General features: G+C 60.8%; 22 protein-coding genes and 1 pseudogene. 10 read left to right on the top strand and 13 right to left on the bottom strand.

Going from position 1 to position 24,602, the window contains the following annotated elements; translation table 11 throughout:
* Positions 1 to 166: 166 nt before the first annotated feature.
* From ispH to AQ610_RS20360, 6 genes are all read left to right on the top strand, one after another.
* Positions 167 to 1,108 carry a 4-hydroxy-3-methylbut-2-enyl diphosphate reductase gene (gene ispH / locus AQ610_RS20385; protein WP_009917431.1) on the top strand — a complete coding sequence of 314 codons (942 nt, stop codon included), beginning with the start codon at positions 167 to 169 and terminating at the stop codon, positions 1,106 to 1,108.
* Positions 1,109 to 1,120: 12 nt separating this feature from the next.
* Positions 1,121 to 2,281, top strand: coding sequence for an adenosyl-hopene transferase HpnH (hpnH, locus tag AQ610_RS20380; RefSeq protein WP_009917432.1), 1,161 nt, complete (start codon positions 1,121 to 1,123; stop codon positions 2,279 to 2,281).
* Positions 2,282 to 2,552: 271 nt separating this feature from the next.
* Entirely contained in the window at positions 2,553 to 2,906 is a 354-nt protein-coding gene (locus AQ610_RS20375) for a DOPA 4,5-dioxygenase family protein (RefSeq protein WP_009917434.1), read from the top strand.
* Positions 2,907 to 3,084: 178 nt separating this feature from the next.
* Complete coding sequence (locus AQ610_RS20370) at positions 3,085 to 4,008, top strand: LysR family transcriptional regulator (RefSeq protein WP_006029691.1); 924 nt, start codon at positions 3,085 to 3,087, stop codon at positions 4,006 to 4,008.
* A 140-nt stretch (positions 4,009 to 4,148) separates the two neighbouring features.
* Entirely contained in the window at positions 4,149 to 5,546 is a 1,398-nt protein-coding gene (locus AQ610_RS20365; RefSeq protein ID WP_006029692.1) for an aspartate aminotransferase family protein, read from the top strand.
* A 176-nt stretch (positions 5,547 to 5,722) separates the two neighbouring features.
* A complete protein-coding gene (locus tag AQ610_RS20360; RefSeq protein ID WP_006029693.1) occupies positions 5,723 to 6,148 on the top strand; it encodes a transcriptional regulator in 426 nt (141 codons plus the stop codon).
* Between the two features lie 96 nt (positions 6,149 to 6,244).
* On the opposite strand, the gene AQ610_RS20355 is transcribed toward AQ610_RS20360, so the two are convergent.
* Together AQ610_RS20355 and AQ610_RS20350 are read right to left on the bottom strand one after the other, a co-directional pair.
* Positions 6,245 to 6,451 carry a YbdD/YjiX family protein gene (locus tag AQ610_RS20355; RefSeq protein ID WP_006029694.1) on the bottom strand — a complete coding sequence of 69 codons (207 nt, stop codon included), beginning with the start codon at positions 6,449 to 6,451 and terminating at the stop codon, positions 6,245 to 6,247.
* Positions 6,452 to 6,462: 11 nt separating this feature from the next.
* Positions 6,463 to 8,541, bottom strand: a complete 2,079-nt coding sequence (locus AQ610_RS20350; protein WP_009917436.1) for a carbon starvation CstA family protein — start codon at positions 8,539 to 8,541, stop codon at positions 6,463 to 6,465.
* Between the two features lie 261 nt (positions 8,542 to 8,802).
* On the opposite strand from AQ610_RS20350, the gene AQ610_RS38415 reads away from it, so the two are divergent.
* The gene (locus AQ610_RS38415) at positions 8,803 to 9,090 is read left to right on the top strand and encodes a hypothetical protein (protein WP_162486730.1); all 288 of its coding nucleotides are present in this window, start codon (positions 8,803 to 8,805) and stop codon (positions 9,088 to 9,090) included.
* Positions 9,091 to 9,096: 6 nt separating this feature from the next.
* On the opposite strand, the gene AQ610_RS20345 is transcribed toward AQ610_RS38415, so the two are convergent.
* Entirely contained in the window at positions 9,097 to 10,614 is a 1,518-nt protein-coding gene (locus AQ610_RS20345; RefSeq protein ID WP_009917437.1) for a M81 family metallopeptidase, read from the bottom strand.
* Positions 10,615 to 10,774: 160 nt separating this feature from the next.
* On the opposite strand from AQ610_RS20345, the pseudogene AQ610_RS34280 reads away from it, so the two are divergent.
* Positions 10,775 to 11,373, top strand: a pseudogene (locus AQ610_RS34280) (LysR family transcriptional regulator); the annotation flags it as partial.
* A 96-nt stretch (positions 11,374 to 11,469) separates the two neighbouring features.
* Here the strand turns inward: AQ610_RS34280 and AQ610_RS31925 are convergent.
* The 10 genes from AQ610_RS31925 to AQ610_RS20310 all read right to left on the bottom strand — a co-directional run bounded on the left by AQ610_RS31925 (position 11,470) and on the right by AQ610_RS20310 (position 22,574).
* Positions 11,470 to 11,775, bottom strand: a complete 306-nt coding sequence (locus AQ610_RS31925; RefSeq protein WP_009917439.1) for an H-NS histone family protein — start codon at positions 11,773 to 11,775, stop codon at positions 11,470 to 11,472.
* A gap of 1,324 nt (positions 11,776 to 13,099) precedes the next feature.
* A complete protein-coding gene (gene pxpA / locus AQ610_RS20335) occupies positions 13,100 to 13,873 on the bottom strand; it encodes a 5-oxoprolinase subunit PxpA (RefSeq protein ID WP_006029698.1) in 774 nt (257 codons plus the stop codon).
* Entirely contained in the window at positions 13,860 to 14,096 is a 237-nt protein-coding gene (locus tag AQ610_RS36255) for a hypothetical protein (RefSeq protein ID WP_144411856.1), read from the bottom strand. Before AQ610_RS36255 ends, pxpA begins: the two co-directional genes overlap by 14 nt.
* Positions 14,093 to 15,151: a TRAP transporter substrate-binding protein DctP gene (gene dctP / locus AQ610_RS34275; RefSeq protein ID WP_006029699.1), complete on the bottom strand. Its 1,059-nt coding sequence runs from the start codon at positions 15,149 to 15,151 to the stop codon at positions 14,093 to 14,095. The genes AQ610_RS36255 and dctP overlap by 4 nt, the downstream gene beginning before the upstream one ends.
* Before the next feature lie 109 nt (positions 15,152 to 15,260).
* Entirely contained in the window at positions 15,261 to 16,280 is a 1,020-nt protein-coding gene (locus tag AQ610_RS20330) for a helix-turn-helix transcriptional regulator (RefSeq protein WP_009917443.1), read from the bottom strand.
* Positions 16,270 to 18,258, bottom strand: a complete 1,989-nt coding sequence (locus AQ610_RS20325; RefSeq protein WP_231749038.1) for a sensor domain-containing diguanylate cyclase — start codon at positions 18,256 to 18,258, stop codon at positions 16,270 to 16,272. The genes AQ610_RS20330 and AQ610_RS20325 overlap by 11 nt, the downstream gene beginning before the upstream one ends.
* Positions 18,259 to 18,839: 581 nt before the next feature.
* On the bottom strand, positions 18,840 to 19,145 hold the full coding sequence (locus AQ610_RS31920; RefSeq protein ID WP_009917446.1) for an H-NS histone family protein: 306 nt from the start codon (positions 19,143 to 19,145) through the stop codon (positions 18,840 to 18,842).
* Between the two features lie 663 nt (positions 19,146 to 19,808).
* Positions 19,809 to 20,840 (bottom strand): extracellular solute-binding protein, encoded by a 1,032-nt coding sequence (locus AQ610_RS20320; protein WP_041861984.1) that lies wholly within the window; start codon positions 20,838 to 20,840, stop codon positions 19,809 to 19,811.
* Entirely contained in the window at positions 20,837 to 21,688 is an 852-nt protein-coding gene (locus AQ610_RS20315) for an ABC transporter permease (RefSeq protein WP_043283386.1), read from the bottom strand. Before AQ610_RS20315 ends, AQ610_RS20320 begins: the two co-directional genes overlap by 4 nt.
* On the bottom strand, positions 21,675 to 22,574 hold the full coding sequence (locus tag AQ610_RS20310) for an ABC transporter permease (RefSeq protein ID WP_045554706.1): 900 nt from the start codon (positions 22,572 to 22,574) through the stop codon (positions 21,675 to 21,677). Before AQ610_RS20310 ends, AQ610_RS20315 begins: the two co-directional genes overlap by 14 nt.
* 516 nt (positions 22,575 to 23,090) lie before the next feature.
* Between AQ610_RS20310 and AQ610_RS20305 the strand changes: the two genes are divergently transcribed.
* Together AQ610_RS20305 and AQ610_RS31915 are read left to right on the top strand one after the other, a co-directional pair.
* Positions 23,091 to 23,543, top strand: coding sequence for a GNAT family N-acetyltransferase (locus AQ610_RS20305; protein ID WP_009917450.1), 453 nt, complete (start codon positions 23,091 to 23,093; stop codon positions 23,541 to 23,543).
* Positions 23,544 to 23,561: 18 nt separating this feature from the next.
* Positions 23,562 to 24,581 carry an AraC family transcriptional regulator gene (locus AQ610_RS31915; protein WP_009917451.1) on the top strand — a complete coding sequence of 340 codons (1,020 nt, stop codon included), beginning with the start codon at positions 23,562 to 23,564 and terminating at the stop codon, positions 24,579 to 24,581.
* Positions 24,582 to 24,602: the final 21 nt, after the last annotated feature.

Genomic DNA, 24,602 nt, shown 5'->3' with positions numbered 1-24,602 from the left:
CCACAACGTCAGGAACGGTAAAGCACGCAAAGGCCGATAGGGTTAAAATGCGCGACTACTTCGGGGTGCCGGGCCCGTTCCTGCATTCATAACATCCAAGTTGGGGCGATCGGCCCGGTCTGCCGGCCGCTCGCACCCCGCGTCAGTCGTCGGAGTTCGCCCAAATATGCGAGTCATCCTTGCCCAGCCTCGCGGCTTTTGTGCGGGGGTTGTCCGCGCGATCGAGATCGTCGAGCGCGCGCTGCAACAGCATGGCGCGCCGGTCTATGTACGTCACGAGATCGTCCATAATCGGCACGTCGTTGAAAACCTGAGAAATAAAGGGGCGCGATTCGTTGAGGAACTCGACGAAGTGCCGCACGGCGCCGTGGCCATCTTCAGCGCGCACGGCGTCGCCCAGACCGTCGAGAAGGATGCCGAGGCCCGCGGCCTCGACGTCCTCGACGCGACCTGCCCGCTCGTCACGAAGGTGCACGTGCAGGGGCGCCAGTACGTCGCGGCCGACCGCCGGCTGATCCTGATCGGCCACGCCGGCCATCCGGAAGTCGAAGGCACGATCGGCCAGATTCCGGCCGAGGTGATCCTCGTGCAGAGCGAGGCCGAGGTCGACACGCTGACGCTGCCGGCCGACACGCCCGTCGCGTACGTCACGCAGACGACGCTGTCGGTGGACGACACGCGCGGCATCATCGAGGCGCTGCACCGCCGGTTCACCGACATCGTCGGCCCGGACACGCGCGACATCTGCTACGCGACGCAGAACCGCCAGGCGGCGGTGCGCGAGCTGAGCGAACAGGTCGACGTGCTGCTCGTCGTCGGCGCGACGAACAGCTCGAACTCGAACCGGCTGCGCGAAATCGGCACCGAAAGCGGCGTGCCGAGCTATCTCGTCGCGGACGGCTCGGAAATCCGCGCTGAATGGTTCGCGAGCGCGCGCGCGGTGGGCCTCACGGCCGGCGCGTCGGCGCCCGAGGAAATGGTCGAGGATGTGATCGCCGCGCTGCGCGCGCTCGGCCCGGTCGAGGTCGCGACGATGTCGGGACGCGAGGAAAAAGTCGAATTCAAGCTGCCGGCGAAGCTCATGCAAGCTGTCGCCCGCGAAGTTTAAGGAGGACGTCTCTTGTCTATTCCGCTGCTCCAACAAGTGCGCGTCGGCGCATACATCGTGCGCCAGCACCTGTCCGGCAACAAGCGCTATCCGCTCGCGCTGATGCTCGAGCCCCTCTTCCGCTGCAACCTCGCCTGCAACGGCTGCGGCAAGATCGATTATCCGGACCCGATCCTGAACCAGCGCCTGTCCGTCGACGAATGCCTGCAGGCCGTCGACGAATGCGGCGCGCCCGTCGTGTCGATCGCGGGCGGCGAGCCGCTCCTGCACAAGGAAATGCCGGACATCGTCAAGGGCATCATGAAGCGCAAGAAGTTCGTCTATCTGTGCACGAACGCGCTGCTGATGGAAAAGAAGATGGACGACTACGAGCCGAGCCCGTACTTCGTCTGGTCGGTCCACCTCGACGGCGACAAGGACGCGCACGACCACTCCGTGTCGCAGGAAGGCGTGTACGACAAGGCGGTCGCGGCGATCAAGGAAGCGAAGCGCCGCGGCTTCCGCGTGAACATCAACTGCACGCTGTTCAACGACGCGATCCCCGAGCGCGTCGCGAAATTCTTCGATACGCTCGGGCCGATCGGCGTGGACGGCATCACCGTGTCGCCGGGCTATGCGTACGAGCGCGCGCCGGACCAGCAGCACTTCCTGAACCGCGACAAGACGAAGAACCTGTTCCGCGAGGTGTTCAAGCGCGGCGAAGGCGGCAAGCGCTGGTCGTTCAGCCAGTCGTCGCTGTTCCTCGATTTCCTGGCCGGCAACCAGACGTACAAGTGCACGCCGTGGGGCAACCCGGCGCGCACGGTGTTCGGCTGGCAGAAGCCGTGCTACCTGGTCGGCGAAGGCTACGTGAAGACCTTCAAGGAGCTGATGGAATCGACCGACTGGGACAAGTACGGCGTCGGCAATTACGAGAAGTGCGCGGACTGCATGGTCCACTGCGGCTTCGAGGCCACCGCCGTGATGGATACGATCGCGCATCCGCTGAAGGCGCTGAAGGTGTCGATGAGCGGCATCCGGACCGAAGGCGCGTTCGCGCCGGACATTCCGATCGACAACCAGCGTCCGGCCGAGTACGTGTTCTCGCGCCACGTCGAGATCAAGCTCGAAGAAATCCAGCGCGCGGGCAAGGGCAAGCTGCAGAAGTCGCCGAAGCCGGCCGCGACGGCCTGACGATCGCCGCGACACGGAACGCGCTCGCGTTCTCCGTCGTCGGCCAAGGCGCCCCGGACGATGTTCGGGGCGCCTTTTGTTTTTGTTCGGGCGCATGGCTCGCGTGGAGCGACACGCGACGGCGATCGGGCAACGGCGAGCCGCCCGGCACGCTTTCCCGCGCCGGGTTACGATGCCCGCTGAGCCGGCGCCGAGACGATGCGCCGCCGCCGATAACGCTGCGCGCCGCGCCGGATGCCGCGACGCCGCCGCCGACATTCCGGGAACCGCCATGACATCATCCGACGTCGCCGCCATCACCGGCTGGCATGCCCACGTCTATTTCGACGCATCGAGCCGCGACGCGGCGTGGGCCCTTCGCGAAACCGTCGAACGCCGCTTCGGCGCGGCCGTGCAGCTCGGCCGCTTCCACGAGCGCCTCGTCGGCCCGCATCCGGCGTGGTCGTATCAGATCGCGTTCGGGCCGGCGCAATTCGCCGAAGTCGTGCCGTGGCTCACGCTGCATCACGGCGAGCTCGACGTGTTCCTGCATCCGAACACGGGAGACGAACTGCACGATCATCGCGACGCCGCGGTCTGGATCGGCCGCTCGCATGCGTTGAATCTCGATGCGCTGAAGTCTTAAAACGCGGAAGAGCCGACACGGCGCGCGCCGTCGCATGCCGGAATCGGCAAGCGAAACCGCCGATGCGTACATCCAGCGTTGCGCGCCGCGCAATCATCGAGTGCGTCTGGGTTGACACTGGACGGCGGACGCTCGCACTACCATTGCGCCGCATGCACGTCATGACACGGAGAAGTCGATGGCACCCGATCTGAATCTGCTGATTGCGCTCGACGCGCTGCTCGAAGAAGGCAGCGTCGTTGGCGCCGCGCGCCGCATGAACCTCAGCCCGCCCGCGATGAGCCGCACGCTCGCGCGCATTCGCGAGACGGTCGGCGATCCGATCTTCGTCCAGGCCGGCCGCAAGATGGTGCCGACGCCGCGCGCGCTCAAGCTGCGCGGCGTCGTGCGCGAGACGGTCGAGCGCGCGTCGCAACTGCTCGCGCCGAGCGCCGAGGTCGATCTGCGCACGCTCGACAAGCAGTTCAGCGTGCGCGCGAACGACATCTTCGTCGGCATGCACAGCAGCCGGCTGCTCGAGGAGATGGCGCGCGGGATGCCGCGCGCGATGGTGCGCTTCATGCCCGAGGAGGACGACGTCGACGACGACGCGCTGCGCAGCGGCCGCATCGACCTGTTCATCAGCGCATCGCGCCGCCTCGGTCCGGAGATCCGCGTGCAGCCGCTCTTCACGACGAAGTTCGTCGGGCTCGCGCGCAACGATCATCCGATCTTCGACGACGACATCACGCCCGAACGCTTTGCGCACTGGCCGCATATCGGCGTGTCGCGGCGCGGCAAGTCGTCCGGGCCGATCGACACCGCGCTCGCCGAGCGCAGCCTCGAACGGCACGTGCTGCTGGTCCTGCCGACGCCGTATGCGGCCGTGTTCGCGCTGCAGGAGTCGGACCTGCTGCTGCCGCTGCCCGAGCATCTCGCGCTCGGCGCGGTGCAAGCGGGGCTCGGCGTGCGCACGTTCGAGCTGCCGGTGTCGCTCGAAACGGTGCTGATCACGCAGGCGTGGCATCCGCGCTTCCAGAGCGATCCCGCGCATCAATGGCTACGCCGCGTCGTGCGCGGATTGTGCACGGGCACGACCGCATTGCAGCTCGCGCACGCATGACGCGCGCGTGACGCGTACGCCCCACGCTCACCAATGCCCCCACGCCCGATGCCCTCGTTCGGATCGACCAACTCGAACGAATATGCGAAGCTTTCGTCGACGTTCCGCGATCCCGCTTCATCCCGCACAAGGAGCCAGACTTGGAGATTCGCCACGGAGTCAACCTGGCGCGCGCCCGCGCGCTCGCCGCACGCGAACGCGACGCGTTCGAACGGGCGATGCCGAAATCGCGCGCGCTCTCGGCCGAAGCGGCGCAGCATCTGCTGTTCGGCGTGCCGCTGCACTGGATGCGCGACTGGTCGACGCCGTTCTCGCTGTACGTCGATCACGCGCGCGGCGCGCATTTCACCGACGTCGACGGCCATCGCTACGTCGATTTCTGTCTCGGCGACACGGGCGCGATGTTCGGCCATGCACCCGAGCCCGTCGCGCGCGCGCTCGCCGAGCAGGCGACGCGCGGCTACACGACGATGCTGCCGAGCGCGGACGCCGCGTGGGTCGGCGCCGAACTCGCGCGCCGCTTCGGGCTGCCGTACTGGCAGTTCGCGCTGAGCGCAAGCGACGCGAACCGCTTCGTGCTGCGCTGGGCGCGCGCGGCGACGGGCCGCAAGCACATCGTCGTGTTCAACGGCTGCTACCACGGCACCGTCGACGACGTGTTCGTCGATCTCGTCGACGGCCGGCCGGTGCAGCGCGACAGCCTGCTCGGCCAGGCGCACGATCTGCTCGCGTACACGCGCGTCGTCGAATTCAACGATCTCGCCGCGCTCGAAGCCGCGCTGAAGGACGGTGACGTCGCATGCGTGCTCGCCGAGCCGGCGCTGACGAACATCGGCATGGTGCTGCCCGATCCCGACTTCTGGCGCGAAGCGCGCGCGCTGACGCGCCGTCACGGCACGCTGCTCGCGATCGACGAAACCCATACGATCAGCAGCGGCCCCGGCGGCTACGCGAGCGCGCACGGGCTCGACGCGGATCTGCTCGTCGTCGGCAAGCCGATCGGCGGCGGCGTGCCGTGCGCGGTGTACGGCTTCAGCGCGTCGTTCGCCGAGCGCGCGCAGCACGCGAAGGCGAGCGCGCCGCCCGGCCATTCCGGCATCGGCACGACGCTGACCGCGAACATGCTCGCGATGCGCGCGATCCGCGCGACGCTCGCCGACGTGATGACGGCCGCCGCGTATGCGCACATGTTCGATCTCGCGGCGCGGCTCGCGGCCGGGCTCGAGCAGGCGATCGCGCGGCGCGGGCTGCCGTGGTGCGTGACGCGGATCGGCGCGCGCACCGAATTCCAGTTCGCACCGACGCCGCCGCGCAACGGCACGATCGCCGGCATGCAGCTCGACGGCGAGCTCGAGCACATCGTGCATCTGTATCTGCTGAACCGCGGCGTGCTGATCACGCCGTTTCACAACATGATGCTCGTGTGCCCGGAAACGACCGCGGAAGACGTCGATCGGCTGGTGGCCGCGTTCGATGCATGCATCGGCGAGATGCTCGACACCGGGCCAATTATCTCGCCCGAGTTAATTAAAACCTGACAACCGGATATTCCGTGCGAGGCAATGCGAAATCAAACGCCAGCTCAAACAATAAATAAAGCGCCCCAAAATCGCCCCACTCAACCTTTCATTGCCAAGCCAAATTTATCTTTAATAAGATAATAGTCGCCTGAATGGTTGTCCGCGTTGGCAATGTGCCGCCGCACAATGTGGCCATGCCGACGCTCGAAGAAAAAACGGCGTTCGCAGAACGCCTGAAATTCGCCCTGCAGCGCAGTCCGGAGAAAATCGCCGGTGCGACCGCTCTCGCGCTGCACTTCAATCTGCGGCATCGCGGCGAACATCCGATTTCACCGCAGACCGCGCATAAATGGCTGACGGGCCGCACGGTCCCGACGCCCGACAAGCTGCGCACGCTCGCCGACTGGCTGCGCGTCGATCTGCACTGGCTCCATTACGGCCCGCCGCCCGGCGCGCCCGGCGGCAAAACGCAAGCGCCGCTGCGACGCGACGAGCAATATGCGCCGACGCAGGAGACGATCGAGCTGGCGTCGAAAATCGAGGCGCTTTCGCCGCATCATCGTTATCTGATGCAGGAATTGATCGAGCATTTCTACGGCGATCCGTCGAAGCGGCGCTGAGCCGCGGCGGGCATGAAAAAAGCGTCACGGCTCGCACCGTGACGCTTTTTCCTGTTACGACAATCACGAAAGCGCCGCCGCCCGCGAACTACGCAATCAGCAGCACTTTCCCGCTCCCGAGCCGTATCGCGCGTTCTGCCGCTCGCGGAAGAACTCCTCGTACGTCATCACCGGACGATCGGGATGCGTCGCGCGCATGTGCGCGACATAGCCGTCGTAGTCGGGCAGGCCGACCATCAGCCGCAACGCCTGCCCCAGATACCGGCCCGCGGTGCGCAATTCGCCGCCGAGATCGGAGAACATCGCGGCCTCCTCTAGCGTCCGCTGCCGAGCGCCTGCGCGGCCGGCATCGCCTCGTACGGCGTCTCGCGCGACGTCGGCTGCGCGGCGCGGCGCGCGCGCGCGACCGCGATCACGCCGTACACCGCAATGCTCGCGACGACCAGAATGAACAGCGCCGACAGCGCCGCGTCCACGTAGTCGTTGAAGATGATCCGCTGCATCTGCGCGAGCGACTTCGCGGGCGCGAGCACCTTGCCGTCGGCGGCCGCCGCCTGCAGCTTCGCCGCGTGCGCGAGGAAGCTGACCTTCGGATTCGCATCGAACACCTTCTGCCAGCCGGCCGTCAGCGTGCAGATCAGCAGCCACGCAGTCGGCACGATCGTCACCCATGCATAACGCTCGCGCTTCATCTTGAACAGCACGACGGTGCCGAGCACCAGCGCGATCGCGGCGAGCATCTGGTTCGAGATGCCGAACAGCGGCCACAGCGTGTTGATGCCGCCGAGCGGATCGACCACGCCCTGATACAGGAAGTAGCCCCATGCGGCGACACACAGCGCGGTCGCGATCAGGTTCGCCGGCAGCGATTCGGTGCGCTTGAGCGCGGGGTGGAACGTGCCGAGCAAATCCTGCAGCATGAAGCGGCCCGCGCGCGTGCCCGCGTCGACGGCCGTCAGGATGAACAGCGCTTCGAACAGGATCGCGAAGTGATACCAGAACGCCATCATCGCCTCGCCGCCAATCACCTGGTGCAGGATCTGCGCCATGCCGACCGCGAGCGTCGGCGCGCCGCCGGCGCGCGCGATGATCGTCGTCTCGCCGACCGCCTTGGCCGTCTGCGTGAGCATGTCGGGCGTCAGCATGAAGCCCCATTGCGTGACGGTGTTCGCGACCGCTTCCGGCGTCGTGCCGAGCACGGCGGCCGGCGCGTTCATCGCGAAATAGACGCCCGGCTCGATCACGCACGCGGCGACGAGCGCCATGATCGCGACGAACGATTCCATCAGCATCGCGCCGTAGCCGATGAAGCGCGCGTTGGTCTCGTTGTCGAGCAGCTTCGGCGTCGTGCCCGACGAGATCAGCGAATGGAAGCCCGACACCGCGCCGCACGCGATCGTGATGAACAGGAACGGAAACAGGTTGCCCGACCAGACCGGGCCCGTGCCGTCGATGAACTTCGTGAGCGCCGGCATCTTCAGCTCCGGCGCGACGATCAGGATGCCGATCGCGAGCCCGACGATCGTGCCGATCTTCAGGAACGTCGACAGGTAGTCGCGCGGCGCGAGCAGCAGCCACACCGGCAGCACCGACGCGACGAAGCCGTAGCCGATCAGGATCCACGTGAGCTGCGTGCCGCTGAACGTGAACCACGCGGCGAGCGTCGGCGAATCGTGCACGTGCTGGCCGTACGCGATCGACACCATCAGCAGCACGAAGCCGATGATCGACACTTCGCCGATCCGGCCTGGCCGGATGTAGCGCGTGTAGACGCCCATCAGGAGCGCGATCGGAATCGTCGCGGCAACGGTGAACGTGCCCCACGGCGAGTTCGTCAGCGCCTTCACGACGATCAGCGCGAGCACCGCGAGAATGATCACCATGATCAGGAACGCGCCGAACAGCGCGATCACGCCGGGCACCGTACCGAGCTCCATCTTGACGAGATCGCCGAGCGAGCGGCCGTCGCGGCGCGTCGAGATGAACAGCACGATGAAGTCCTGCACCGCGCCCGCGAACACGACGCCCGCGAGAATCCACAGCATCCCGGGCGTGTAGCCCATCTGCGCGGCGAGCACCGGGCCGACGAGCGGCCCCGCGCCAGCGATCGCGGCGAAGTGATGGCCGAACAGCACGTACTTGTTGGTCGGTACGTAATCGAGACCGTCGTTGTACTTGACGGCGGGCGTCATCCGCAGGCCGTCGAGCTGCACGACCTTGCTCGCGATGAAGCGGCTGTAGAAGCGGTATGCAATCAAATACACGCAAACGGCGGCGATCACGATCCATAGCGCGCTGACCCGCTCGCCGTGCGCGAGCGCGATCGTGCCGAACGCGAATGCGCCGAGCAGCGCGACGGCGATCCAGATCAAATAACCGGAAGCCCGATTCATGGCGTCTCCTGTCTATTTTTTTGGAAATATGCGCGGCGGGCGGCCGCGCGCAACGACGGCAAGCGTCACGCTCCGTCGGGACGTAGCGATGGGGCCTTATTGTTCGCCTTTGACGCAAACCCAACAAGCGCATAACTACGTACAGCGGCTACGTGGCATTGCGTAGGGGTTTGCGAGGGGTGAGCGCCGTTCGATCCCTCGGAATATAGAACCGAACGGCGAGAAAGAAAACCACGGGCGCGGCGCGGACCCGGACCGAGTGTGAGCGAATCCGCCCAGACCGAGATCCATCAGGCCGATGCCCGCCAGCGTGGTGCCGATCAGCCGGTGGCGCCGGGCATTGATGAGATGCGACATGATGAGCCCTCCTTCAGGATTGTCAGAAAACGCTGCGCCGTCGATGACGGGCCGGATGCGGCGCCTCGCCCCGGTCGACGATCGATTCGCGAGCCGACGCATGGCCGCATCGCATCTGCAAAAAGCAGCCACGAGCCGGACCGGCCGGCGGACGTCGGTCACGCCGGCGGCTTGCCATCGAATGGGAATTGAAACGGACTAACGGGGCTGACGCATCGCCGCGCGAATCGACCCGAAGGTCGGTCCGTTCGGCCGAACGCGGATGTCGGGATCGAGGCGCGCCCACGCGAGATCCGCGGGATCGGCGGCCATCGGCCCCGGCGATTTCGCGATGAGGATCGCGCCGGCGATCGCTTCGAAGTCCGCACGAAAATGCACCGAGCTCTTGCTCACGACGATCTTCGTCCGCTCGGGCTCGATGCCCGCGACGCGAAACTGATTGCGCTCGAGCGTCTGCATCTTGTTCGTGCTCACCGCGATCCGGACGCCGTCGATCCGCAGGCGCGCGACCGGGCCGAGATCGCCGCGCGCGCCGTTGAACATCGGGCCGTCGAATCGAAAGCGTCCGTCGGACAGGTGCTCGACTTCGAATTCGGCCTCGAGCGGCGTATCGCCCCGCACGCGCGAGCGGCCGCCCAGACGCAGGCCGATGCGCGCGCCGACGCCCGCCCGGTGCGCGGCGGCCGCGGCGTCTGGGTCCCAGATCACGCCCACCGCCGCATCGTCCGCGCCGTTGCGAAGCAGCGCGCGCACCATGCCCATCGTATCGGCGTCGCCGCCTGCGCCGGGATTGTCCTGCGTGTCGGCGATGACGACGGGCTTCGTCGACGTGCGGCTCAGGCGAATCGCCTCGGCGGCCGCGGCGTCGGGCGTGAGGAACGGCACGCTCCAGCGCGCCTCTTCGCCGACGAGTTTCGCGAACAGCGCATCGGCCGCGCGCTCGGCGACGTCGACATCGAACGCGTGCGCCCACACGGCCGGCCCGCACTCCGGAAAATCGGCCGCCGGAAAGCCCGGCGCGAACGACATCGATACGACGCCGTCCCGTTCGAGCTGCGCGAGCAGCCGATACGCGCCGCTCGCCGGCTCTGCACGCGTGCACATGGCGTTGATCGGAATCAGGAACGGCAACCGGCGCATCGCGCAATGCAACGGCCGGCCCGCGGACACGAGCCGCTCGAGCACTTGCGCGGCGCGCTCGCCGGTTTCCGCCATGTCGACGTGCGGATAGGTGCGGTAGGCGACGAGCGCGCTCGCATGCGCGGCCATCCGCGCGGTGACGTTCGCGTGCAGATCGACCGACACGACGATCGGCATCCGGCCACCGACGATCCGCCGCATGCGCGCGAGCAGTTCGCCTTCGCCGTCGTCGAACTGCTCGGTGACCATCGCGCCGTGCAAGTCGAGATAGATCGCGTCGAAGCCGCCTGCTTCGGCCGCGTCGACGATCTCGCCGCCGATCCGCTCGAACGCGTCGCTCATTACATGCGCGGACGGACACGCGCCCGCCCAGACGACCGGCAGCAGCGCATGCCCGTTCGCCTGCGCGGCCTTGATGAAGCCGCCGATCGGCACGTTGACGTCGCGCAGCGACAGCACGCTGGCGCCGCGCGTGAGCGGCGGAAAACCTTCGCCGCGAACGAAGCTCTGATACGACGCGCGCGTCGGCGCGAACGTGTTGGTCTCGTGCTGAAAGCCTGCAATCAGAATGTTCATGTCGCTTTCCTGTATGGCGGACGGCATCTCGGGCTGGCGTCGATCGGACGGCACGCGGTGTCGAATGCATGTTGGCAGCGCGCTGCGCTGCAAGCAAGAGCAACCAAGTTCACATAGCGTTACCCCTTGAACAACAGCGAGCCAAGCCGGGAGTTCCTCGATGCGAGAAATCAACCCTCAGCGCCTTCGGTATTTCCACGAAGCCCTGACGCACGTCACCATCCGCAGCGCCCGACCACATCAACACGTCACCACCCGTCATCACGCGTCAGATCCGGCTGCTCGAGGAAGAGCTCGGCGCCGCGCGCACATCAGGCTGGCGTACAATCCGCCGCCGCATCCACTGCTCGCGTATCGTGCGAGTTCGCCGCAGCCGGTCGTGCTGCTGTTGCGCCGCGATCACCCGCTCGCGCTGATGCCGCTACGTTTGGCATCGGCCACGTGGTGGAGATGCTGGAATTGGCCGAGAACATCGAGATCCGGCCGACGATGACGACGAATTTGCTGACGGCGCTCGAGCGCATCGTCGCGGCGAAGACCTTCATCACGCTGATCGGTGAATCCGCCGCCTATCTGCAGATTGCGGCCGGCGAGTCGACGACGGTGCCGATCGTGCACCCGATATTCGAGGGGGCGCACGCGCGGCTGATCGCGAAGTCGGGGCGGCCGTTGGCGCTGGCGCCGGTGGAGTTGGTCGGGTGGGTCAAGATGTGGTTGGCGGTGTTTTCAGCGGCGGGCGGCAACGATGGAAAAGGAAGGGGCGGCACGGCAAGCGGTGAAGGTTTCATCCGGCGCTTGATTGGGCAAAGACCGTCGATCGCCGCTCGCTTGCGTTGCGCGGAAAAACGACCAAGCTCACGAATCTCGATCCAATCGAAATTCCTCACGTGGTTTATTGACCATCCATTTCGGCACCCGCCCTCGGCCACTCCACGTTTCCCCCGTCATCGGGTTTCGGTACTTCGGCGGGAGCGGCCCACGCCGCTTGTCAGGCGAACGCAGCCTCGTCCAAGTCGGAAAAATTTGCTCCGGCCGGATTTCATATCTCAGGACCGCTTCACGAATATCCAACAGAACCTTTGATATTTCACGCTGCTTCGCTGCTTCGGCTTCCCTATTGAGTGCGTCAAGCTGAGCCTTCAGTTCTTCATAGGTCGTCACAATGACTCTCCAATTTACTGGCGTACCCGCACAGGCACCGATCGGCGCGCGACAGCCGAACGGGTGTATTGGTTGGTTGCGCCGTCCAACACTGGGAGGAATAAAAAGGCGATCGTCGATATCGACGATCGCAAACCGCCTGCTCCGAGGCAGATCGGAGGGCAGCAGGCGGTGGCCGATACACGCCAAGTGGTCAGATGTCGCCTGAGCCCCGTCCGGAAGTGCAGCGAATCTCGTGTAATGGGATAGCCGAATTCTCCACTGGACGATGGTCGAAGCCGGGCGTTGAACGGCGTCTGCGCATCGAACGGAGGTCCTCGGTTTTCTCATGTTCCGGTGGAAATTTCGCAATCGCGCGCTGGCGCGTGTACGTCGAATTCGAGGCACGCAAACTTGATCGCGCCGCAACTAAAACAACCGTCGCGACCGCGAACGGACAGGTGTGCCAACGTTCCCGTAAAATACGGTCAGCCATGGTAGTCTCTCAATGTGTGCACCTAAGTTAGGCGGCGGGCGATGTTCGCAGCATTACCCGCCGCCGCTTCTCTTCAAACCGCTGTAAGTTGTAAATAACGCTGCACGTAGCAAATTACAACTGCGCACAGCAACGCCACCCACCCGAGGCAGAACAAGGCAAGCGGGACGCAAGAGCGGGGCTCGCGCCAGAAGGCCATCACGTTACAAACTGCACGACGCCAAGAAACGCTGGATATCTCTTTGCGTCGATGCCGATCCGACGGCGAACCGTAACGTGCCGCGCAGAAGCCGCATCGAAGGGGAATAAAAAGCGCTCCGACCAACATCAGTTGAACCGAAGCGAAACGCCAGCATCCGAGGGCCGATAACAACGCACTGGCAAAGAAGGGAGGGAATGTCGAGATAGCTGCGGGCAAAGTCCCCGCGGGGCAGAACGCCTGCGCGTTTACCTTGGTCGCACGACGAGACCAATGCGCTACAATGGATGTAGCCATTCCGGTTTTCCTCACAGTTGCTGCGTAATGGTCAGGTTGATGCTGGTGCTCCAACACCAGCGTCAACCGCTCATCGCTTGATGCGGTTTTTGCGTGCCATCGAGGATCGTCATCCGGATAACCCACTTCCCCGGTCGTCCTTGAGCAAATCGAACAGGTAGTTGTCAGCACCAGTCAAAGCAACAGCCGATTCCCTAAAAAAGTGAAGAACATAGATCCCTCAGCCGTTAGCATGGGCCGTATTTTCCACATGCCAACGGTGGAAAGGGGGGGAATCGATGCGAATTTACGCTAATGACGCATCAAAACGACCGTCAGGGAATCAAAACGAACATCTTGATTTCAGAAAGTACCTATTGAGCGCGTTCTTCGATAACTATGCGTCGCAACTGGGACCGACCGTCGCGGCTCGCCTCCACCAAAGCATGCTTGATGTGCCGAGCGAACGTTAGCGCGTTCGGCCCATCGCCATGCAAACAGATGGTTTGAATCGGGAACTCAATCCAAACGCCATCATTGCTCTTCACCCCGCCCTTCGACACCATCTCTGCCGCACGGCGAGCTGCTTCGGCAGCGTCTTCGATCATGGCGCCCGACGCCGCTCGAGGAAGGAGCTTTCCGTCGGACGCATACCCCCTGTCGGCAAATACCTCGTCGTATGCGGTAAGGCCATACTCACGGGCCACACTCACGAGTTGGCCACCAGCCAAACCGAACAGCGCCAGCGAAGAATCGAAGTCGCGCACGGCTTCGACGATCGCAACAGCGACGGCCCGCTTACGTTCAGCGTCGTTGTACAACGCGCCGTGCGGTTTCACGTGAGTAAGGCGACCGCGAAGCGCGCGCGTGATCCCGCTCACCGCCCCGACCTGGTACTGCACGCCCGCATATATCTCTTCCGGCGGCAGGTTCATTGACCTTCTGCCGAAGTTTTCCCGATCTGGGTAACTGGGATGAGCCCCTACCGCTATACCGCCCCGAAGCGCCGACGCGATGACCTCCCGCATCGTTACGGCATCGCCGGCGTGCCAGCCACAGGCCACGTTGATCGACGTTGCGTACTCGAGCAATGCAATGTCATTGCCGCAGCCTTCCCCAAGATCAACATTTAGGTCAATCGTGTGCATCCGATGAACCTCCTTCGCTGAGAGCTTCGCAGTGCTGTTCAACACGCACCAGGGCATCACCCACGAAAATATTCTTGACTTCGCACGCCTTGTCGCCGACGCGGAAGGCTATCGTTTTGTGCGCATCAACAAGATCGTCAGCGTTCCGCTGCGCGACTGCAAGTGCAAAGGAATAGATCGCCGTCAGTGCGGCTACGGCAATAAAGTGCTTAGCCAGTTTCACCGAGAAGCCTCCGTTTGGACATCCAATGTGCACGTGCCGCAACCTGACGCAGAGCACGCTCGAAAACGCTCCAATATGCTGATTGCCTCCGAGTCCTTAGTAACAGCCTTTCTGAAGCCGCCTGTTGCTGTTCGGACAACAGCATCGAGGAGCGATGCCGGGGCGGGGTCGTGAACAGCGACGCCGAGAGTTGCCATCATCTCGTAGTTACGCCGCACTCGATCAGGGAGCCTCGCCCACGCGCGTCGTTCTGTTTCCCACCCAGCAGCAAAAATCACCGAGCGTTGACTGGCCGACAAACCGTCGAGAAAATGTCTGCTCGCCACCAGAAAGGACACGGGATATGCGTAACGTAATGCCGTGAAGTTCGGCAGGTCTGATGCGTATGCACGCCCTGCCGCCCCATCACCTGAGGACATCACTGCGTCGACGCCTCCGGTCTTGATTTGTGCAAGCGCCTCCTGGATCGGTAGCGATACCACATGTGCGCCTAGCGCCTCGAGGACCAGTTTTGATGACTCGTCATAGGTCCGAACACGCATGCCGACAAAGTCTTTTGGCGAACTAATCTCGCTTCTTGACCAAATCCCAGTTGGTGGCCAAGGGATTACCGCGAGCAGCACAAACCCATAATGAGACAGCGCCGCGCGGTACGCCGGTCGTGCGATGCGCGAAATGGCACACGCCTCCTCGACCGACTTTACCGTATATGGTGAAGTTGACAGCGCCAGGATTGTTTCGCGAGTTGCCCAATCACCGGAAAATTCGACTCGAAAGGGTAAGTCTGTTGAATCCGGAGATCGCGACGACACTGTCTTCTCGTTGAAGCGAGGAAGCGCTACAGCGGCAACATTATTCGCTTGATTCAACAAACTGGCGAAATCTTCAGCGGCGCGGCCCGATACAGTATCAGCAGGATATGCCGTTGCGATCACCCACTCGGACGACAACGCGATTAGTTCGTTAGCGTATGAACGTGCATGGGCAACCGCTACCCACAGCAGCAGCCCAAAACCCATTGCCCTCGTCAGTTTGTTTGTTTTCCCTATCAGCATACCGGCCACTCCGCGTTACGTGCGACCGCAACGTCACGGGATCTAGCCTAACGCGCTCCATGTGGTAACGGACATATTACTGTTTTTCATTATGGAAATTCGATTAATGTCAATCAACGAGGCCAGCCTCTGCGGCCATACGTGCGCACGCACGGATGTCGTCACGCCCCATCTTCACCTTTATCGACTTATAGTGACGGTAGATTTGCCGTTGCGTAAGGGCGAGATCAGCCGCGGCGTGTGTCGCGTCACCGCCTCGTCGGATCCACTGGAGAATGATCTTCTCTGCATCGCTCAACTGAAATTGCGCAGCAGCAGCGCGCTTGTAGCGGATCGTCGGCCAATCAAGGAGTTCCTCTGCCAGTCCCCGAAGCTCGCGCTGATGGCGCCAGATCTCCGTCTCTCCGTATGGTGCAGACTTGCTGGAGCTGACGTGTAGCAGACCATGGAGCTTGCCGCGCTCGGAACTGCGAGTCGCTGGCAGAAAGACGTTGCTTCTCAGCCCATATAGGACTGCTTCACGCGCGAACCATGCGCCATTGGAACTACCGAAGGATTCGAAGCCGCAAGTTGGCATCACGTTGTTGCGCGCATACACCAACACCGGATCCGTTTCAACGCGCCGCTCATAGGCAAGCAACCAACTTGGCGGACATGCGGCCAACATCACGTGCGTGTCGTAGATGGCTCCATGGAGGCCGCACGTATCAGCCGAAGACAGCCAATGGAAAATTGCATAGTCGCCGCCGTGCTCGATACATACCGAACGCATCAACGCGAGAACGTCAAGTTCAGTGCAACAGTCGGCTATGCTGACGAAAGGCCGCACGCCATGGCTTGCGTTGGCCCGCGTCTCTACAGCCTGGACAATGGTGCGATAGCGCGGTGCCAGGACTTCGTTATACGGATCGTTCTCGAGGAACTCGGTTAAGCGAACGGCATCTGTTGCATCGATCATCTGTACCGTGATACTGCCGTCTAGCCGAGTGTGGATGCGATGCAGGAGAACGCCGCTACTGCCACAATCGACGAGTTTGAGCTCGATAGAACCGTCCCGAACAAACAACTTCGTGTAGTTCTCGATCCGCTCGCCAGTATCAACAAAGATCCTCTGGAGTTCACGAATCATGACCTCGTGACTCCATGGGGTTGTCGGCGAAATCGTTGAATACCGCCGCCGGATATAACTTGCCGTAGGCCAATACATTAGAGAAGCTACGGAGGAAGTCGCACTGCTGCTGGCTATCAAGTCCCGAGACTTGGATCCGCAATGAAAGTTCGGAGCAGGTCGTCATAATACCGAGCAGCATCGACTCGGCAACTTTGTCCTGAGATGCGGCGCTCAGAAACCGTGAACCGATTTCGACACCAGTAAGGGGCAACAAACGGACGATTGAGATCGACCAATCGTCGCCGGTGATCCCGGCCGCGAAGATCTCCGCTCCCTGGGAGTGAAGCCGGCGAAGCGACTCTACAGTTCGTTGGTGACCTATGAGCTCACCAGCATTGAGAATACCGAGACGGATGTTCCTTCGCCTAATCCCTCTCGTCTCCTCAAGGTGTTCGATAAAATTATCTAAATCGCCTTGCAACGCTACAGCCGCAGGGATGGCCGAATAAATAGGAGCACACGCACTATCCTGTCGGGAGTACGCTTCGGCTAGCTGATATGTCCCGAGGCGGAACGACAGGTCAGTGCGATTGGCCAGGCCATGCAGTTCGCTCATGGTGCGCACGTCGTCTGACGCGCGCTCCCATACCAGTGAGCCACACCAGGCGCTCAACCGGCCAGTGGATATATCGACGATTGGTTCATAATGGAGCCTGATCTCACGCCGTTCCATCGCCAGGAGTAGCGCACGGAAATCATCGTCGTCACGGTCCAACTGATGCGCCATCGCTTCGCTGTAGATCCGGACTTCGCTTTCTCCGGACGAGGCCGCCGCACGTTTCGCATCCGACATTGCTCGATTTGCGTTGCGCCACAATTCCGAGCCCGCGGCCACGGACCGTTCGAGGGTAGCAATGCCGATGGCGACCTTCATCAGGTAGGCGTGGCCTCGCAAGCCAAATGCTCTCTCAAACGCTTCAACGACTATTCGAGCGACGCCAAGCGCCCTCGCCAAAGCATCCTTATCGTCGACAAGCAAACTGAACTCGTCTCCGCCCACTCGAGCTACACGAACGTCAGTCGCGGCGATACCTCGAAGCCGATCGGCCACCAACCTCAAAAGGGCATCGCCTGCGTCCTGCCCCAGCAGATCATTGACGCGGCCGAACTCGCGTAAGTCGAGCGTCAACAATGCTAGCGAATTCGCAGCGACGGGAACGCGAGAGCAATGTGTGTCGATCGCGGCACGCAGACTTCGCCGATTTTCCAGATCGGTAAGTGGATCGGTCGATGCCAGCTTTCGCATTTCCTCTTCCGCAAGGATGAGCTTTCTTGCATGGCGCAGCGCCAGCACCGTTGCGCCCAAGAGGATGCCTAGCACGACGAGCGCGAACACAACATACACGTAAAGGTGTGCGCGAAATGGCGCCATCGCTTCAGCCTTTGACAGCGCGACAGCCGCAACAACGGGATAGCCGTCGACGGGCGCACGCGCAAAGATCCGTGTTGAACGGTCGATGGGATCCACCAGTTCCCCGCTCGACGTGCCCGAGGCTTCCAAGTATGCATTCAGGCCCGGCCCTGTCGCCGTTGCTTGGACATTCAGCTCGGCGCGAGATAGCAGTACGCCATCGTTAAGAAATGCCAGAAGCGCGCCATGCTCACCAACGCTTGCCCTGCTTAGAAAACCGGCTGATAAAAACTCTGGACGTTCGGATGTCACGACCACGCCCGCAAACTTGCCAGCGCGGCCTACCAGCCGCCGAGTAAATTGGATCGTCACATAGCCGGAAACGCGCCCTTTTACGGGCGCACCAATGAAGAATCCGGTCGCGGAATTGTTTTTGTGAAATATAAAATGCGGCCTGTCATTCAAATAAATAGAATTATTTATTTTGTGTGGCCACGTCTGCAGGACCAAGCCATCGGCGCCAACAATCGTAATCTGCGCCGCCGAATCAAAGGTCAATGCAGAACCATCAATCAGGGAACGCAAGTGGAACGTCTCGGGCGATCGATCGTATTCGTAACGAATGACCCCAGTTAACGCATCTGTAGTCGCGAAAACCTTAGCCAAGTGGACAGCATATGACTTTGCGATTACTTGTGCGGTTCGATAGGCCGACGCATAGGTATTCCGCCACTCGTTGGCAGCGGCTAGGAGAATCGAAACGCTAGTGAGGACGCATAGGAGCGCCCCGACGGTTAGGATTCTGTGTCGTGTCGAAATGTACCGGCGCGCGAATGCATCTGGCGCACCAGTGCCCGGAACTTGCCCTCGGTTCATTTTGTGTATTTTTCGAGATGAACGTTTGCCCGTCGTGTCGCCGTCTCTAAATCACGACCCGCACGCATCTTTTACCGCTATTGCATAGCACAATTTGTGTGACATGCTGCCATGCATAATGACGGCCTGGCAAGCGTCGCAGCATTTTTTACAACTTTACGTGATGCCCGACGTACTGGCCGATTCGAGCAGGTAGCCATGAGAAACAGCGAGTCCTACTGAATCGAATTCTCATTTGGCTTTACAAGCGGCGCGCGAGTTCGGGTACGGCCGGGGCGCTGGATTGCTGATTACGCAGGCCGATCGACAAGGAATTCATCGCGCGGCAGGCCAGACATCCATTTTGGTGTTCGCCCCCGACCGCTCCACGTTTCCCCCGTCATCGGGTTTCGATATTTCGGTGGAAGCGGGCCACGTCGCTTATCGGGCAAGCGCAGCCTCGTCCACGTCGAAAAAATCTGCTCCGGCCGGATTTCATATCTCAGGATCGCTTCACGAATATCCGACAGAACCTCCGATAATTCGCGCTGCCTTGCAGCTTCGGCTTCTTTGTTGAGGGCGCGGAGTTGTGCCTTCAGTTCCCCATAGGTTGCCACAATGACTCTCCAATGTACTGGCGTTTCGGCGCACGCACTAATTGGGCTACGTGACTGCCGAATGGGTGTGCTGGCGGGTTGCGCCGCCCAACACTGGGAGGAATAAAAAGGTGATCGTCGATATCGACGATCGCGAAACCACCTGCTCCGAGGCAAATCGGAGGGCAGAAGGCGGTGGCCGATTCGACCTAAGCTGTCAGATATCGCCTACGCCGCGCGCGGGAACACGGTGAAATCGATGTCGCGAGATAACCGGATTCGATCTTTGGCGAAGGCGGAAGCGCGGCAGACGCATGACGTCTGCGCATCGAACGGTCGTCGGATATCGCACTTTCTAACGAGGATAACGTGATCGCGCAATGGCGCGCGCACGCCGGACTCGAGGCACGTGATCTTCGCTGCGTCGCTGCGATAACGATCGCCGCCGTCGCGAACGGACAGGTGTGCCAAAGTTGCCGTAAAATGCGGTCAGCCATGGTGGTCTCTCAATGTGTACACCTAGGTCAGGCTGTGGGCGATGTTCGCAGCATCGCCCACAGCCGCTTCGTTTCAATACCCTAGGATCGACGGCCCTCCTAGACAACAGAGCGTGCCTTCATAACCCTAATGTTTTCCTTCCTTCGGCTGCTCGCCGATTTTGAACTCGTTGGGTCCCGCAGCGAGTCAGCGATTTCCCTTCAACTTCAACCAGACCTTGTTGCGCAACTGAATCGCAGCGGGCGAACACATCTTGTACGGCTTGAGCCGTACTTTGTACTGCTCCGGCGTCTTGGCCGCTGGGTTGCTCAACAGCGCTGCATCAACATAGCGGTCGGAGCCAATGATCTCGTTGCTGTACCGGACCGCATTCGTCACCAGCGCGATGTTTTCCGGCCGCATCATCCAATTGAGGAACTTGTAGGCTGAATCGACATTGCGAGCCTTTGTCGGAATGAGCAGACTATCCATGAACAGCCTCACGCCTTCCTTCGGATAGACGAACTTGATCGATGGTAGGCGGTCCTGCGCACGCACTGCCGCCCCGTTCCAGACCTGCTGAACGGTGATTTGCCGCGATGCGAGACGATCGACCGTGCCATCATTGCTATACGTTTTCACGAATGGCTTTTGCTTTTGCAGAACGTCGAGCACCCGTTTTGCATCTGCTGGATTCTCGGTGCATTCATCTTGGCCCAGGTACCAGCTCGCGGCCATGTACAGTTCCTCTTCGACGTCCAAATCGCCAATCTGGCCGCGCAATGCTTCTGGCGGTTCGAAGAAGGACTTCCAACTATCATCGAGTCGTCCGCCTGGAACGCGAGCGCTGTCGTAAGCGAAGCCCGTCAGCACGACCGTAAATGGAATGGCGTAGTCGCGCTCGGGATCGAAGGCCGGATGTCGGTATTCCGGCTTGATGTTCGCCATGTTCGGCAGCTTGCTCTTGTCGAGCTTGAGCAGCAGGCCGGACTTCACGAGCACGGGGACGTAGTAATCGCCGGCGATCACGACATCGTAGCCCCCTCCCCCAGCCTGTAACTTTTGCGTCAGCGCCGCATCACTCGCGTAGGTGTCGAGCGTCGTCTCGATGCCGGTTTCTGCCTGAAACTTCTTGAGCAGCGAGACAGGCATGATGACAGGCCAGCTTCCGACATGAAGCTCAGCGCCCGTCGCGGTCCCAACAACAGCAAGTAGCATTGCCCCAATAATTTTTTTCATACGGCTCTCATTGTTTGAATGTCCGGGTGATACGTTTCAACGCGAGCGCCCATGGATCTACTCGCGCGACGCGCGCCAAGAGCCCAGACCGTCAGCAACTGAGTAGCCGACAGCGCAACGACCGCGACCGAGACGGCACTGACCTTCGGCGTAATTCCGATCTTCAGCGAACTGAAGATGTACATCGGCAACGTGGTCATCCCGGCGCCCGCCAGAAAGTAGCTAGTGACGTAGTCGTTCATTGACGCGACGAATGCGAGCAGCCCGCCAGCGACAATGCCGGGCAAAGCCAAAGGCAACGTAATTTGTCGGAATGCAGCCCATGGCGGCGCCGAAAGATCGGCAGCAGCCTCGAGCAACGTGCGGTCGATTGTCTTCAACCGTGCGTTGATTGGCAGATACGCAAGCGGGATGCAAAACACCACGTGTGCGAATAGGACCGCAACGAAACCGACATCGAGCGCAAACATCGAAAACAGCATCATCGTTGCGATAGCGAGCACCACCTCCGGAATCGCCAGCGGCAGCGCGATCACCAGCGCACGCAGATCGATTGCTCGGCGCTCAGCGCGTGACCACGCCGCGACGGCTGCGCTCGTAGCCAGCCCGGTCGAAAGGACCATGGATCCGAGAGCAAGAACCAGCGAATTCCGTACCGCCCGAATCAGTGTCGGGTCCGACCAAGCCTCGACGTAACCCCACGTGCTCCACCCTTTCCACACGAGAGCGGAAGGCCCATCGTTGAAACTCATCCACCCGACGACCAACAACGGCAGATAGAGGAACATCAACACAGCAATCGCGATCCCTGCCGTCAGCGGAAACCGACGTAACTCAGGCGAATTCATGTCCGAGTTCCCGATGTTGGAGGATGGACTTGAGGCGCAGCGCGAGCATGGCCAGGAGAACGGCGGCGAGTAGTGCGAACGACATCGCCGCTCCCAGGGGCCAATCGCGCCCGCCAGCGAACTGAAAGTCGATCAGGTTGCCGACCATGAACGCATGATTGCCGCCGAGCAACCCTGGAATCGCGTAAGCCCCGAGCGCCGGGACAAAAACAAGCCCAACACCTGCCATGATGCCCGGCCGGCAGACGGGCACAATCACTTGCAATAGGGCGGCCACTCTGTGAGCGCCGAGGTCATACGCCGCCTCGACCAATCGCCAGTCAAACTCGTCAAGCGCGGCGAAGATTGGCAGAACCATGAACGGAGTGAATGCATAGACGAGACCGATTAGCGTCGCGAGATCGGTGTACAAAAGGCCGAGCGGACCGCGCAGCAGGCCCAAATAGCTCAAAGCTTGCGCCACCAATCCGTTGTCCGCCATGACGATAATCCATCCAGCCATCTGCACGACAACGCAAGTCCAGAACGGGATTGTCACCAGCACCAGCAGCGTGGCTCTCCACTTCGGCGTGCGTGTTGCGATGAACAACGCAGTGGGAAATCCTACGAGCAAGCACCCGACGGTCGCGTATACCGCCATCATCATGGAACGAACGAAGATGCTGATATGACCTTGCTGGAGCACGAGCGCCCCATCCCAATCGCGATCGAACACCACCCGTTCGTACGCTCGGAGTGTGAACTCTCCCCACGCCACCCCACCAAACTCCAGGGGCGCATTGATCGATACAACGGCTAGCACGATCAGCGGGAGAACGACGCCCAACGTCATGACGAGCACTGGTGGCTCGAAAATCACTCGCCACGATTTAAACAAATCTAGCATGAAGACTCTAAAAACCACCAATTACCTCAAATCGGTTAGCTCGCAGGGACGAGGGTCTGACAAATTGGTCGCCATATTCTATAGAGCGGACGAGAACCCATTGCGCCAATCTGTTACCTCCACGCGCCAAAATTGTTACCGTCACTCAACCCCCGGTGCCAATTTACTTAGTTGTTTCGATTGTTGCAACGCTCAAGTGCCGATTATTGATTGAAAAATATGAGTACCAAAACGGCGATATATATAATTATTATCATCGTAATGCACTTACAATGAAAAGTTGTGCGCTGATAGCGTGGTTCGTATTGGGGCGGTAAGCCACACCATTATCATGCACGTCGTGCGCTCCCCGACTCAGAGAGCACTATTGTTTGCATCCGGAGTGCAGATATGAAGCTCAATTCGACGAGAATCGGGGCCAGGCTCCGATATGTGTAACAATCGGGCCGCTGGCACGCGCTCGATGAGCAGACATCAGCGCGTTTCACCATACAAAATAGAGAGACGACAACGAATATGATCAAGGCCGAGCGTTTAGAATACCGTCCCATGAGAGAAGGTGACATCGGTGCATTTTATGATGTACGCTTCTCGGTAAACGAGAATAGGATCCATCCGCACCAGATCCATTTGCTGAACCGCAGCCTACTGATCGAGAAGATTCGGCAAGGCGGAGGTTGGATCTGTGAGTGTGGTGGCGAAGCGGCTGGGATATGTTTGCCCGTCATTACCGATACACCATTCATTTCTGCTCTGTTCGTCAAACCGACCTTTCACGACATGGGTGTGGGGCGCGAGCTGCTCGAACGCGCGATGAAATGGTTGAAAGATAAAGGAGTGGAGCAGGTCACCTTGGTCACCGATCCAGGCTCCCGAGCCGACGGCTTCTACCAGCATCTCGGATGGAAGCGCGGTGAGTTGGACGAGTACGGCTGCCAGGTCGTCTTTTCGAAATCGCTGAAAGAATAAGCTATCCGAGGATGTTGGATGAAGCCAGCAGCCATGGTGGTCAATCGCACTGCGGCGCAGCGCCCTGCGCCGCTTCATACTATTTTTATTACGCTTGAGGTGATGAAGCGTATAGGACTATCTAAAGAAACCCTGCTAGTTGGCACCGGAATTGCGCCTTCGGACATCGAGCGCCCAAACGCAATGGTAACGCATGCGCAAGAGATGGTCCTATTTGCAAATGCTCTGAAGGCAACAGGAAATTCCGCGATCGGACTTCATATCGGCAATGAAATACCGGTGACGGCTTACGGGCTTCGAGCCCATGCAATGCTTGTAAGCCCTACATTGGGTGACGCGATGCGCCTGGCATTTGAGCATCCGTTACTAGGCATTAGTTATTTTCGGATGAGGCTATCCGTCGACGGCGACACCGCTCGAATTATAGTAGGCGGCTACACCTACCGATCTGACCTGCTTGTTGTAAACACTGATATGTGCTTCACTGCGGTTCGTCGTCAAATGATTGATTTGATAGGAAAATCTCCCAATTTCACGCGTATCGGCCTTATTTTCTCAAGACCTTCTCATGCGGATAGTTATTCTGAATATTTTCCATGCCATGCAATATTCGATTCAGATGAGAATTTTCTAGAATTTGACGCTTCAATTTTAAATACAAAATTACCCCTCGCTCACCCCATTGAATATGAGATTGCGAAGAAAGCCTGTGCGAAACGGGAATTTGAATTGGCGCATTGGATGCCGACCGACCTCGTGGGACAATTGCTCTGCCTGATGTATGAAAATCCGACCTGTCAGGATATTGTCGAGTTCGCCGAGCAGCTTGGTATGTCATTGCGCAGTTTGCAGCGCAGGCTTAAAGATATGGGGACATCGTTTAGTGCTTTGCAAGACCTCGTTCGCCAGGATATCGCATCTAAATACCTATCTGAAAAACGTTATACGGCCAAAGAGATAGCTAGCCGCCTCGGATACAAAAATGCCTCTGCATTTAGTCGAGCGATGAAGCGTTGGTCGAAGCTTACTGTCGACTGATCCTGATTCGCTGCGATATGC

Origin of the sequence: Burkholderia humptydooensis, assembly GCF_001513745.1 — a bacterium.
GTDB lineage: Bacteria > Pseudomonadota > Gammaproteobacteria > Burkholderiales > Burkholderiaceae > Burkholderia > Burkholderia humptydooensis.
This window is presented reverse-complemented; position numbering and strand designations above follow the sequence as displayed.